The sequence below is a fragment of the Streptomyces aureoversilis genome (genome assembly GCF_042657885.1).
Taxonomy (GTDB): Bacteria; Actinomycetota; Actinomycetes; order Streptomycetales; family Streptomycetaceae; genus Streptomyces; species Streptomyces aureoversilis.
On sequence record NZ_JBHSKJ010000010.1, the window covers coordinates 65871 to 78647 of the forward strand.

At 74.2% G+C, this 12777-nt stretch carries 10 protein-coding genes; 7 read left to right on the top strand and 3 right to left on the bottom strand.

Annotated features, from left to right (window positions below):
* Nucleotides 1–19 precede the first annotated feature (19 nt).
* On the bottom strand, nt 20–2287 hold the full coding sequence (locus ACFPP6_RS18875; protein WP_382043459.1) for a terpene synthase family protein: 2268 nt from the start codon (nt 2285–2287) through the stop codon (nt 20–22).
* 215 nt (nt 2288–2502) lie between these two features.
* On the opposite strand from ACFPP6_RS18875, the gene ACFPP6_RS18880 reads away from it, so the two are divergent.
* The 3 genes from ACFPP6_RS18880 (at nt 2503) to ACFPP6_RS18890 (ending at nt 5121) form a co-directional block, all read left to right on the top strand.
* Entirely contained in the window at nt 2503–2883 is a 381-nt protein-coding gene (locus tag ACFPP6_RS18880) for a DUF937 domain-containing protein (protein WP_382043462.1), read from the top strand.
* A 175-nt stretch (nt 2884–3058) separates the two neighbouring features.
* On the top strand, nt 3059–3826 hold the full coding sequence (locus tag ACFPP6_RS18885) for a hypothetical protein (protein ID WP_382043465.1): 768 nt from the start codon (nt 3059–3061) through the stop codon (nt 3824–3826).
* Nucleotides 3823–5121, top strand: coding sequence for a sensor histidine kinase (locus tag ACFPP6_RS18890; RefSeq protein WP_382043467.1), 1299 nt, complete (start codon nt 3823–3825; stop codon nt 5119–5121). Before ACFPP6_RS18885 ends, ACFPP6_RS18890 begins: the two co-directional genes overlap by 4 nt.
* A gap of 34 nt (nt 5122–5155) precedes the next feature.
* Here the strand turns inward: ACFPP6_RS18890 and ACFPP6_RS18895 are convergent, their stop codons facing one another.
* Nucleotides 5156–5590, bottom strand: coding sequence for a winged helix-turn-helix transcriptional regulator (locus tag ACFPP6_RS18895; protein ID WP_382044006.1), 435 nt, complete (start codon nt 5588–5590; stop codon nt 5156–5158).
* Between the two features lie 240 nt (nt 5591–5830).
* Here ACFPP6_RS18895 and ACFPP6_RS18900 point away from each other — a divergent pair, with 240 nt between their 5' ends.
* A complete protein-coding gene (locus tag ACFPP6_RS18900; protein ID WP_382044008.1) occupies nt 5831–7144 on the top strand; it encodes an MFS transporter in 1314 nt (437 codons plus the stop codon).
* Nucleotides 7145–7260: 116 nt separating this feature from the next.
* On the opposite strand, the gene ACFPP6_RS18905 is transcribed toward ACFPP6_RS18900, so the two are convergent.
* Nucleotides 7261–8844: an FAD-dependent monooxygenase gene (locus ACFPP6_RS18905; RefSeq protein WP_382043470.1), complete on the bottom strand. Its 1584-nt coding sequence runs from the start codon at nt 8842–8844 to the stop codon at nt 7261–7263.
* 49 nt (nt 8845–8893) lie between these two features.
* Between ACFPP6_RS18905 and ACFPP6_RS18910 the strand changes: the two genes are divergently transcribed.
* The 3 genes from ACFPP6_RS18910 to ACFPP6_RS18920 are packed head-to-tail and all read left to right on the top strand — an operon-like array spanning nt 8894 to nt 12671.
* On the top strand, nt 8894–9619 hold the full coding sequence (locus ACFPP6_RS18910; RefSeq protein WP_382043473.1) for a TetR/AcrR family transcriptional regulator: 726 nt from the start codon (nt 8894–8896) through the stop codon (nt 9617–9619).
* A gap of 9 nt (nt 9620–9628) precedes the next feature.
* A complete protein-coding gene (locus ACFPP6_RS18915; RefSeq protein WP_382043476.1) occupies nt 9629–11080 on the top strand; it encodes an MFS transporter in 1452 nt (483 codons plus the stop codon).
* Between the two features lie 22 nt (nt 11081–11102).
* Nucleotides 11103–12671 carry an alpha/beta hydrolase gene (locus ACFPP6_RS18920; protein ID WP_382043479.1) on the top strand — a complete coding sequence of 523 codons (1569 nt, stop codon included), beginning with the start codon at nt 11103–11105 and terminating at the stop codon, nt 12669–12671.
* Nucleotides 12672–12777 lie beyond the last annotated feature (106 nt).

The following is a 12777-nucleotide window of genomic DNA, read 5'->3' on the forward strand; positions in this document are numbered from 1 at the left end:
CGCACGGCCTGACGCCAGGTCACCCCACCGGCTGGGTGCCGGCGGGGGAGCGGAGCAGGGCCGACAGCCGCGCGGCCGACGTGCCCAGGCCGGTCGGGGTGCCCAAGGGCGGGGTGACGGGTGCCGGAGTGCCCTTGTGGCGCAGCAGGTCCTCCTCGCCGTAGCGGCGGCATTCCCGGTGCCAGTGGAGGATCCCCGCCATCCAGTCCTGCAGCTCCTGGGCGTACTGTCCGAGCGCCGCCCGCGCCTCGTCGTCGAGGCCGAAGTCCTTGGCGAGGACCGGCAGCTGGTGGTCGACCACGTGCTGGAACTCCCGCATCCGCGAGGCCTGGAGGTCGGTGACGATGCCCAGCGCCTCCGTGCGCCCGCAGTCGAAGAAGTTCTCGACGACCAGGACGGCGTTGTGGATCTCGCCCTCGAACTGGATCTCCTTCTGGTACGAGAACATGTCGTTCATCAGGATGGCGTAGTCCATGGCCGCGTTCTCCATGGCCTGGACCGGCTGGGTGCGGTAGATCTCCGGCGGCAGCGCGGCGCCGAGGCCGTTGCGGCACAGGGTCAGGGTCATGTCCGACCCGAAGGTCTGGCGCCGCATTTCGATGTAGTCCACCGGGTCGGGGATGCGGTGCTGCTTCTGGTTCCACAGCTCCCACAGCCAGGCGTCGAGCATCGCCTTGACGGCGGCGTGGAGGCCGGCACGCTCCTCCTCGGTCATGGCCGCGGTGGTACGGGACCACAGGTCCGCCAGCCCGATCTCCATGACGTGCTCCGGGGGCGGGGTGACGGGGGAGCCCACCGGCATGAACAGCAGCAGCCGGTCGGTGAGCGCCTGCGCAGCGGCCATGCCGGCCGCCCCCGTGTGCCCGCCGAAGGCCACGGGGTAGTAGTCGTCGCCGTACGTGCCCCAGGCCAGCCAGTCCGTCGCCAGGTCGAGCTCCGCGGCGGTTCCGCCGGGGTGGAGGCCTGCCGCGCACAGGGCGAAGTCGTAGTCCGCGAGCTTCTCGGCGGTCCACAGCCCCGAGCCCGGGAGGGCCGGGTCGGGAGCGAGCATCCCCATGCGGTGCCCCCACGCGATGTTGTTCCGGCGGGAGGTGTCGAGGTGAGTGTTGAGCCGCAGCGGATACGGCATGGGGAAGTCCGGCAGCGGCAGGTGGCCCACGGCCTGGAACGGCACGTGGGTGTGGCGGCGCAGCCGCGCCGGCGCCGTCGCCGCGATCGAGGTGAACATCCGCGCCGCGGACGTGCCCAGCCCGAGCGGCCCGGCGAGCAGCGCCCCGGGGGCGTTGACCGACCCGCCCGGGGCGTCGTTCATGTAGCGGCTGGAGCGCATGTGCCACTCGTGGCCGCCGGACTGCCAGTCCTGGAGCCCTTTGACGTAGGCGAAGGCGTCGAGGCGGGACTGCGGGTCCAGGCCGTGCAGCTCGAAGAGGGGCGCCAGCTCGGTCAGCGCGGTGTGCTCGAACTGCTGGAGCCGGGAGGTGAGCCAGTCGTTGACGGTGTCGGCCGCCTGCTGGGTGTCGCAGCCCAGGAACCGCTCCAGGACGAGGACCGCATTGGCCAGCTCGCCCTCGGCCTCGGTCTCCCGCTCGTACGAGAAGAGGTCGTTGCGCAGGTGCACCCCGTCGGCGAAGGTGTCCTTCAGGACCCGCATCGGCCGGCTCGCGGCGACGGCCCCGGGGACCTCGGCGCCCACCGCGAACTCGACGAGATTGGCCGACCAGGGGGCACCGCCCACCTTGCGGCGCATCTCGATGTACTCGATCGGGTTGGCGACCCGGCCCTCGTTGATGTTGGACAGTTCCCAGACGGACTCGTTGAGCAGGTGCCGCGTGCTCTCGATGAAGCGCCGGCGCCAGTCCTCCGACATCGACGGGACCGTGCGCGCCCACAGGTCCGCGAGGCCCGCCTCCACCGGGTTGGTGGGCTCGGGGGTCTCGCCGGCGTCCAGGGGCATGAAGGCCGGCAGCCGGTCGAGGTAGGTCTTCGCGCCCGCCATGTCACCGGTGCGCTTGAAGACGTCGAGGAAGTGGTCGTCGAAGAAGAACACCCAGACGTACCAGTCGGTGACGAGATCGAGCACCGGGCCGGACGCCTCCGGATGGGTGTACGCGCACAGCAGGGCGTAGTCGTGGGCGTCCAGGTCCGCCTCGTCCCAGATGCCGGAGCCCTCCAGCATGTTCATCTCGCGGGCCCAGGCCTTGGAATGCTCCCGGGCGCCTTCCACGTGGGGATTGAGACGTGCGGGGTACGGCATGTAGAAGGAGGGGAGAGCGAAAGGGTGCGACATGGCCGCCCACGCTAGTTCGCGTGCCCCTGGCAGGTAGATCGGAAGGTCATATTTCCCCTCAATGAGGTGAAAGCCGGGGCCGCCCCGCTTAAGGATCTTGAGATCGGTCACGCCGCTTCCGCGGGCCCCGGCGCGGGGGCGCGCGTCGTTCCGCACGGTGATCGCCGCACTACCTTGCGTACCGAGATCTGTTCGGCCCGCGTAATGTCGGGCCCATGGGCGATGAAGCGCTGCAGCAGGACGTACTGGACGAGCTGGGTGAGGACAGGATCCAGGAGCTCGCAGGAGAGCTCGGCACGGACGCGGACGGGGCGACGCGGATGGTGCGGGAGACCGTCGCCGCCCTCCCCGAGGAGCTCACCCGCCAGGAGAGCGCGACCCCGGCCGGAGCAGCCGGCGCGGGCGGGTTCGGCGGCCTCGGGGCCGGGCTGGGCGGCGGGCTGATGTCCGGCGTCCTCGGGAAGATCACCGGCCCGGTGGCCGAAACCGTCGCCAAACGCACCGGCCTGCCGGTCGCCCAGGTCACCCGGGCGCTCGAACTGCTCCTGCCGGTCGTCATGACCACCATCGCCAAGCGCCGGGGAAGGAAGAGGTAGACCGTACGGCCGGGCGGGGGCCGTCCGCGGCGGCCGCCGCGGACCCCTCCCGCGGCAGGGCTCCCGGCCGTGGCCTGCGGCGGGCCCGGAGGGCACGGCGTGCGCCTCGCATAACATCGTGGCGTATCCCGTGCCCCGGACAGGGGCCGCCGCCAGCCGACGATGGAACCTCCGAGTGCCCCGATCCACCTGCCCCGACGCCGGGAGCGCCGAGCCGCGTGCCGCCTCCCGCCGGCGCGCCCTGCGGGCGCTCGGTGCGCTGGCCGTGCTCGCGGCGGCGGCGACCGGGTGCGCGAGCGCGGGCGAACCCGTCGGCGCCGGCCGGACGGCCCCCGCCTCGGCCCCGTCCAGACTGTGGCCGCAGGCGACGCCGGCCCCGTCGCCGAGCGGCCCGCAGCACGACGGCGAGACGGCCACGAAGGTCCCCGGCGTCGCGCCCGTCCCCTCCGGGGACATCCACAGGGTGGACGCCTACGCCGTGGTCAAGGCCGAGGTCACGGCCAACCGCAACAGCGTCACGGGGGCGGACGCCCTCGACGACGCGACCGCCGCGAAGGTCACCTCGTCGTGCTCCTCCGCGCAGCGACAGCAGCGGGACTGCCCCATCCGCAAGCCCGTCTACAGCGACCTCACCGGAGACGGCCGCGAGGACCTGATCGTCGGCATCGAGATGGAGGACCACTTCCTCTCGCTGCGCGCCTACACCCTCGTCAAGGGGGTGCTCACCCGCGTCCTGTCGACCGTCGCCCAGCCCTCCTCCGTCGAGGTCGCCGGCCGCGACCTGATCGTCTGGGAGCCGTGGACGACGCCGCACTACGCCCTGCGCTCGGTCTACACCTGGAACACCCAGAACCACTACATGGACTTCCGGCGCTACGAGATCCGCCGCGCCGAGTCCGGCGCCGCCCCGGCCACGCCGCGCGACCGGGAGCGCCGCCGGTGACCGCAAAGCCACGGGGCCTGCGGGCCCGCCTCCGCAGACTCTCCCGCCTCGGCTCGCTCTACGGGAAGTTCACGCTCTTCCTCGCCGTCGTGTGCTGCGTCGTCGCGACCGTGCTCGGCGTCCTCGTGCACGTCATCGTCACCCGGCAGACCGTCCACCAGGCCCGCTCCGAGGCCCTGTCCCGGCTCGACGCCGCCACCAAGGCCTACGCGTCGGGCGACCCCATGCACCGCCCCGCGGCCCTGAACCCGCCCGACCTCCCGCGGCGGCTCCAGGAGATGGCGCTGCGCGGCGAGCGCGGCACCGCCCTCGGCGACCACGACGGCACCCCGACCATGTGGGCCGCCGGGCCCGCCGACGCCGGGATCATCAGCGCCCGGTTCGACTACCGGCACAGCAAGGACACCATCGACGGCCTCGACCGGGCCATCGCCGGCTCCGCCACGCTCGCCATCGGCGGCACCCTGCTCATCGGCGTCTTCGCCGTCTCGCGGGTCACCCGCAGGCTGCACCGCACCGCCGACGTGGCCCGCCGCATCAGCGCCGGCGACCTCGACGCCCGCGTCGCCGACCCGCACACCACCCGCCCCGCCCGGGAGCGGGACGAGGTCGCCGCCGTCGCCGCGGCCCTCGACGCCATGGCGGGCACCCTGCAGGCCCGGCTGCAGAGCGAGCAGCGCTTCACCGCCGACGTGGCCCACGAACTGCGCACCCCCCTCGCCGGCCTGCAGGCGGCCGCGGACCTGCTGCCGCCGGGCCGGCCCACCGAGCTCGTGCGCGACCGGGTGCAGACGCTGCGCCGCCTCACCGAGGACCTGCTGGAGATCTCCCGGCTCGACTCCCTGACGGAGAAGGCCGACCTCGACGCGCACCTGCTGGGGCAGCTGGCCGAGCGGGCCGTGCGCGCCTCCGGGATGGAGGCCGAGGTGCGGGTCCTGAAGGACGCGTGCGTGGAGACCGACCGGCGCCGCCTGGAGCGGGTGCTGAGCAACCTGCTCGTCAACGCCCACCGGCACGGCCGCCCGCCCGTCGTCGTCACCGTCGACGGGCCGGTGGTCTCCATCCGCGACCACGGCGAGGGCTACCCGGACTACCTCCTCGAACACGGCCCCCAGCGCTTCCGCACCGAGCCCACGAGCACCAGCACCAAGGGCCACGGCCTGGGCCTGACCATCGCCGTCGGCCAGGCCCGGACCATCCACGCGGAGCTCACGTTCGCCAACGCCCCCGACGGCGGGGCGCTCACGACCCTGTGCCTGCCCGAGTACGAGGACAGGCCGGAGCAGCCGGAGTAGCCGGAGTGGAGCGCCGCCCGCTCCGGCCGCCCGGCTACGGCGTGCCGGCGGCGGCCGCCGCCTCGTCGTACGCGGCACGCGCCGCCGCGATCTCCCCCTGGTGCGCCTCCGTCCACGTCACCAGCGCCTGGATCGTGTCGTGCAGCGTCGTACCGAGCGGCGTGAGCTCGTAGTCCACGCGCGGAGGCACCACCGGGTGCACCGTGCGCCGCACCAGCCCGTCGCGCTCCAGCTGGCGCAGCGTCACGGTGAGCATCCGCTGGCTGATGCCGTCGACCTCGCGGCGCAGCTCCGTGAAGCGCAGGGTGCGGCGTTCGAGCAGGGCGATGACCAGGAGCGACCACTTGTCGGCGACGCGGTCGAGGATCTGCCGGACCTCGCACCCCTCGCGGGTGTCCCACTGGCGGGCGTCGTAGGGGTCCTCGGTATCCACGCAGTGCGTCGGTGACTTCAAAGTGCCTTCTTCCATGGTCATCGAGGATGTCCCAGGATGCAGATGGTTACAAGAGGGAACCGGCATGCGTTTCCGTAACCGCCCTTCCCTCCCTTTCCTTTCCTTCCTTCATCTCCTCCTCCCCGTTGCAAGGAGCCTTCTGTGTCCACACTCGCCCCGCCGGCCGGCGACGCCACCGGCACCACGAGCGGGAGCGCCCGGGCCCTGCTCTTCGTCCTGAGCGGCGCGATCTTCCTCGAAGGCATCGACGTGGCCATGCTCAACGTGGCCCTGCCGTCCATCCGGGCCGATCTCGGCCTGCCCACCGGCCAGTTGCAGTGGGTGATGAGCGCCTACGTGCTCGGCTACGGCGGCTTCATGCTGCTGGGCGGACGCGCCGCCGATCTCTTCGGCCGGCGGCGGATGTTCCTGCTGCCGCTGACGGTCTTCCTGCTCTTCTCCGGGCTCGGCGGCTTCGCGACCGAAGGGTGGATGCTCGTCCTGGCCCGCTTCGTGACCGGGGCCTCGGCCGCCTTCATGACCCCCGCCGGCCTGTCCATCATCACGACCGGCTTCCCGGAGGGGCCGCGGCGCGACAAGGCGCTGCTCGTCTACTCGGGGACGGCCGCCGGAGGCTTCTCCATCGGCCTGGTCGCGGGCGGCCTGCTGACGGCCGTCCACTGGCGGTGGGTGTTCTTCGCCCCCGTCGCCCTCTCGGCGCTGATCCTGATCGCGGCCGTGGCCGTCGTCCCCAAGTCCCCGCGCCCGGAGCGCACCCGTGGCGGACTCGACCTGGCCGGGGCGCTGAGCGTCACCGGAGCGATCCTGCTGCTCGTGCTGACGGTCGAGCGCGCCGCCCACGAGGAGCTGCCCCGTACCCTCGCCACACTCGCCGCCGGGCTCTGCCTGCTGGCCGCCTTCGTGCTGATCGAGCGCCGGGCGAAGGCGCCGCTCGTGCGCCTCGCCGTCCTGCGCAGGCCCTCGCTCCTGCGGGCCAACATCGCCGGACTGCTGTTCTCCGCGGGCTTCTTCGGCTTCCAGTTCATCGCCGTCCTCTACCTGCAGGAACTGCGCGGCTGGTCGACCCTGCAGACGAGCTTCGCCCTGCTGGCGATCGGCGCCGACGCCGTGCTCTCGCCGACCGTCACGCCGCGGCTGGTCGCGCGCTTCGGCAACGCCCGGGTGATCCTCGGCGGGCTGGTGCTGGCCGCACTGGCCTACGCCCTGTTCCTGCCGGTCGGCGCGGACTGGTCGTACCCGGCCATGTTCCCGACCATGATCCTGCTCGGGCTCGCCTTCGCCCTGGCCTACGGACCGCTGACCATCGTCGCCACCGAGGGGATCGACGAGGGCGAACAGGGGCTGGCGGGCGGCCTGCTGTACACCTCGTTCCAGTTCGGAGCCGCGCTCGGCCTGTCGGCCGTCACCGCCGTCTCCACCGCGGCGGGCGGCGACGGCCGGTCCCCCGGGGCACTGCTGGACGGCTACCACGCCGCGTTGCTCGTTCCGCTGGGCGCGGCCCTCGTCGCCGCGGTCGTCAGCGCCTTCGGCCTCCGTGGCGGCCCGCGGGAGACCGGCGCCGCGGGCTGAGGAGGCGGCGATTCCGCCGGCCCCCACCGCCGTTGCGGCGCGCCCTTGCGGCGGGTGGGCCGGTGCGGCATCGCGGTGACGGGCCCGCTCCGGCCGGACCGGGCCCGTCACCGCGCCTACGCCGCCAGCGGCCCGGTGGTCCGGAGCGCGGCCCGCGCTCCGAACCACCGGGCCAGCGCGCTGCCGAGGGCCTCCGTCGCCGCCGGCAGCGCAGCGGTGTCCGCGGCCCACGCCGTGAAGCCGTCCGGGCGGACCAGCAGCCCCGCCAGCTCCGGGCGTGCCGGCGCCGCGGCGGTCAGCACCGACACCCGGTCGCCGTACCCCTCGGCGGCGGCCCGCACCCCGGGCGCGTCCGCGAGGTCGAGGAGCAGGGCGCGGCCGTCGTGGAGGTGGTCGGCGAGCCTGCTGCCGTCGGCGAGTTCGAGGTCCGGGGCGCTGGCGCCGACGAGCGGGTGGTCGCCGGGCCGGGCCATGGCCTCGTAGCGCTGCCACACGCCGGAGATCTTCTTGGCGAAGAAGGTGGTGCCGGCGACGGTGTCCGAGAATTCGGCCACCACCTCGCGCAGCGCCTGCGCGTGGGACTCGGGCCGCATCAGGGCCACTTGGGCCCGGGTCCACTCCAGCACCCACGCCCCGATGGGGTGCCGCTCGGCGGTGTAGGTGTCCAGCAGCCCCTCGGGCGCCCAGCCGCGCACGGTGGCGGCGAGCTTCCAGCCGAGGTTCATCGCGTCGCCGATGCCGAGGTTGAGGCCCTGGCCGCCGAACGGCGAGTGCACGTGGGCGGCGTCGCCGGCCAGCAGCACCCGGCCGGAGCGGTAGTCGGCCGCCTGGCGGGCGTTGTCGGTGTAGCGCGTGGCCGTGCGCACGGCGGTGACGGTGACGTCGGTGCCGGAGACGTTGCGCAGGGAGGTCTGCAGCTCCTCGGCGGTGACGGGGGCGCAGCGGTCGGCGGGCGGCCCGTCGAACTCGACGGTGAGGATGCGCCCGGGGAACGGCCCGTGCGCGTACGTACCCGTCGGCGTCCGGGTCCAGCCCTTGCCCAGGGCTTCGGCACCCTCCATCTCGACCACCGCCTGATGCCCCGTGATGGAGGGGGCGGTGCCGGGGAAGGCGAACCCGCCGAGCTTGCGGACGGTGCTGCGGCCGCCGTCGCAGCCCACCAGCCAGCCCGCGCGGATCGCGGAGCCGCCCGCGTGCACGGTGACGCCCTCGTCGTCCGCTTCGAAGCCCGTCAGCTCCACGCCGCGGCGCACCTCCGCGCCCAGCTCCGCGGCGCGCTCGCCGAGCAGCCGCTCCAGGGGCTCCTGGGGGATGAAACCTATGTCTCCGGCCGGGCCGGCGCCGGCGAAGTCGGGGTCCGCGGTGTCCAGCAGGTGGCCCTTGAGGGGGATGCCCGCGAAGTGCCCGGCGAACTTCGGCGGCATCGTCACCGGTCCGCCCCGGCCGCCCTGCCGCTGCGCCATGAATCCGCTGATGCGCTCGAGGTTCTCGTTCTGGATCGCGGCCAGGGCGGGCAGCAGGCCGCGCCGGTAGAAGGCCTCCGCCGAGGGGGTGTTGATGGCCCCCGCCTTGATGGTCGTGTCGACGCCGGTCAGCCGCTCGACGACGAGGACGCTCACCCCGCCCAGCCGCAACTCGCACGCCAGCGCCAGCCCGACCGGGCCCGCTCCCGCCACCACAACGTCGTAGTCCAAGTCCATGAGCAGTGACTATAGCGACTAAAAATTTGTGTCGGATATAATTTTTTCCATGGATCCTCACCACACCAAGGCGGCGGCCGGAGCCGGCGCGCTCTCGCTGCGCGAGCGCAAGAAGCGGCAGACCCGGCAGCGGATCTCCGACGTGGCCACCCGGCTGTTCGCCGGCCGCGGCTTCGACAAGGTGACCGTCGCGGAGGTCGCCGAGGCCGCCGAGGTCTCCACGATGACGGTCTTCAACCACTTCTCACGCAAGGAGGACCTCTACCTCGACCGGATCCCCGAGGCCCTCGAGCTCTTCACCGGCGCCGTGCGGCAACGCCGCCCCGGCGAGAGCCCCGCCGCCCCGGTCCGCCGCCTCGTCCGCGAACTCGCCGACGCACGCCACCCGCTCGGCGCCGTGGGCGACACCTTCCCGGCGTTCTGGCGCGTCGTGCTGGACTCGCCCGCACTCCGCGCCCGCGTCCGCGAGGCCGTCGAGGAACTGGAGAACGCGCTCACCGCCGCCGTCGCGGAGAGCACCGGTGCGGCCCCCGGCGACCCGCGGCCCCGGCTGACCGCGGCCCTCACCGTCACCGCCTACCGCACCGTCTACGTCACCACCGCCGCCCGCCTGCTCGCGGGCGAGCGCGCCGACGACGTGGCACCCGGTCACCACGAGCTCGTCGACACCGCGTTCGCCGCTCTGGAAGAGGCGTTGCGGGTACTCGGCGCAGCGGACCGCCCGGACCGTCCGGCCCCCACGGCGCGCCCGGGAAACCCCGAGGCGCCGGTGTAGCCTCGCCGCATGCCACCGCACCCCCGCCGTCACCGGGCGTGGCCCGCGGCCCTCGTCGAGGAACGGGCCCGCCCCGAGCGCATAAGAACCCGCCCCGGGGGCTGGCGGCTGGCGGTGGCCACCGTCTGCTTCGGCGCCTTCATGGGCCAGCTCGACGCCAGCATCGTCACCCTCGCCTACGGCGGGCTGCGCAGCGAGTTCCACGCCTCGCTCGCCGCCGTCGAGTGGGTCTCGCTGGCCTATCTCCTCACCCTCGTCGCACTGCTGGTGCCGGTCGGCCGGCTCGCGGACGCCCACGGCCGCAAGCTGTTCTACCTCTACGGGTTCCTCGTCTTCACCGCCGCCTCGGCCGCCTGCGCCCTCGCCCCCTCCCTGGCCGTCCTCGTGGCCTTCCGCGTGCTGCAGGCCGCGGGGGCAGCGATGATGCAGGCCAACAGCGTGGCCCTGGTGACCACCAGCGCGCCGCGCGAGAAGATGCGCGCCGCCCTCGGCGTCCAGGCCGCGGCGCAGGCCCTCGGACTCGCCCTCGGCCCGACCGTCGGCGGCGCCCTGGTGGCCGGGCTCGGCTGGCGCTGGGTCTTCGCGGTCAACGTCCCCGTCGGCCTGGCCGCCCTCGTGGCCGGCCAGTACCTGCTGCCCCGCACCCGCACCCGCCGCCCCGCGGCCGGCTCCGACCGCCTGGGGCCGGTGCTCCTGGCGGTCGCGACGACCGCGCTGCTGCTGGCCCTGTCCATGGTGTCCGGACTGACCGTGCCCGCCTGGGCCGTCGCCGCCCTGTTCGCCCTGGCCGCGGCCGCCACCTGGGGCTTCGCCCTGCGGGAACGCCGGGCGGCGCACCCCCTCGTCGACCCGGCCCTGCTGCGGCGCCGGGCCGTCTCCACCGGCCTCGCCGCGGCGCTCGGCGCCTACCTCGTCCTCTTCGGCCCGCTCGTGCTCGTGCCCGTCGTGCTCACCGGCGCCGGATCCTCCGAGCTCTACGCCGGGCTGGTCCTGACGGCCCTTCCGGCCGGCTTCGCCCTGGCCGCGACCTGCGCGGAGCGCGTCCTGCCGCGGGCTCTCGGCGACCGGAGCCGCTGCCTGCTGGGCGCGGCCGTCGCGGTCGCCGCCCTGGCCGCCATGCTCGCCCTCCCGCTCACCACCGGCCCCCTGGTCCCGCTGCTCGCCCTCCTCGGCCTGGGGCTCGGCGCCTTCACGCCCGCCAACAACGCCCTGGTCATGGGCGCGATCCCGGCGGCCTCCTCCGGCACCGGGGGCGGTCTGGTCAACATGGCCCGCGGCCTCGGAACGGCCCTCGGCATCGCCCTGGTCACCCTCGCGCTCCACCACTCCGGCGCCGCCGGCCCCCACCGCGCCGTGGCCGTCCTGCTGGCCGCCGCGCTGCTCGTCGCCGCCGCCGCGTGGCTCGGGCCGACACGCCGGGGGCCGTCACCCGGACGAGCCACCGGGGACGCCGCCGGTTAGCAGGCCAAGTACCGTCCGCGGCATGAGGCCCGTACTCGCACCCTCCCTCTCCCTGCCCCTCGCCGCCGCTCTGCTGGCCTGCAACCTGACCGCCTGTGCGAGCCGTGACGAGGCGGCGGGCCGGCCGGACCTGACCCCCTATTACGACCAGGAGATCTCCTGGGAGCCCTGCTCCCGGGACCAGGACAAGACGATCAGGAACGAGACGCGGCACGCCCCCGGCGCCCCCGAGTGCGCCCGGCTCACCGTGCCCTACACCTATGCGGACCCCGCCAAGGGCGAGCTGCGGCTCGCCCTCATGCGCTACCGCACCAAGGACCAGGACCACCGCCTCGGCTCGCTCGTCCTGTCCTTCGGCGGGCCGGGCGAGTCCGGGCTCGTACGGCTCGGCGCCCGCGGCCCGGACGGCTTCAGCAAGGCCGGCGGCCGCTACGACCTCGTCACCTTCGACCCGCGCGGCACCGGTGCCAGCTCCCCGGTCCGCTGCGGCCCCCACGGCGCCGCCGTGCAGGCGGCCCGCGGCACGGACGAGGACTCCGGCACCCGGGGCGGCCTCGCCGACCGCATCGACGACCGGGCCAAGGGCCTGGAGGAGTGCAGCAGGCGCTCCGGCCCCGTCCTGCCCCACGTCGGGACCGTCAACACCGCCCGCGACCTGGACGTGCTCCGCGCCGCCCTCGGCGAGGACAAGCTCCACTACCTCGGCTACTCCCACGGCACCCGGCTCGGCGCCGCCTACGCCCACCGCTTCCCGGAGAAGGTCGGCCGCATGGTCATGGACGGCGTCGACGACCCGTCGCCCGACGCCAGGCGGACCACCCTCGCCCGGGCCGCCGCCTACCACAAGGCCCTGCGCCACGCGGTGGAGATCTGCACCAGGCGGGGCGACGAGGACTGCATCCTCGGCTCCGACACCGACCGGGCCATGGAGAACGTCACCGCCGCCTTCGACCGCCTCGACGAGCAGCCCCTGCCCTGGGTGAACGGCCGCACCCTCGACCGGGAGACCGCCGTCACGCGGACGATGGGCCTGCTGCGCTCCCGCGGCGGCCTGCCCGAGGCCCCCAACCTCCTCGCGTCCCTCGTCTACCGCCTGCCGCCGGGGGAGTCCGCGCACATGGCCGAGGAGGAGGCCGCCCGGGCCGAGGGCAGGACCGGGGACGGCCGCGACGGGTCCGGGGCGGCGCGGGCCGCGGTCAACTGCGCCGACTCCGCGGGCCGTTACACCGCAGACCAGGTCGCGAACGCCTACGACGACTTCGCCGACGCCTCCCCGGTCTTCGGCCCGACGCTCGTCTCCGACATGGCCCTGTGCACCGGCTGGCCGCAGGCCGGCGACGACGGCTCCCACGCCGTCGCGGCCCCCCGCGCCCCCAAGATCCTCCTGCACACCTCCGAATTCGACCCCGCCACCCCCGTGCAGTGGCTGCGCCGCATGGCGCGGGCTCTCGGCCCCTCGGCCGTCACCATGACGGACACGGGCGGTGGCCACAGCGTCTACGGCTCACCGGACGCCGAGTGCGTCAACGACAGGATCGACTCCTTCCTCCTGGACGGGACGCTGCCGGCCGACCGCACCCGCTGCACCTGACGCACCGGCAGCCGCCCGTGCTCCATTGGAGGGGACTGCGGGGCGCGCTGATGCGGCGCGCCCCGGCCGGGGGCAGGCATCAGCTCCATGGGGGCGTCGCCACGTA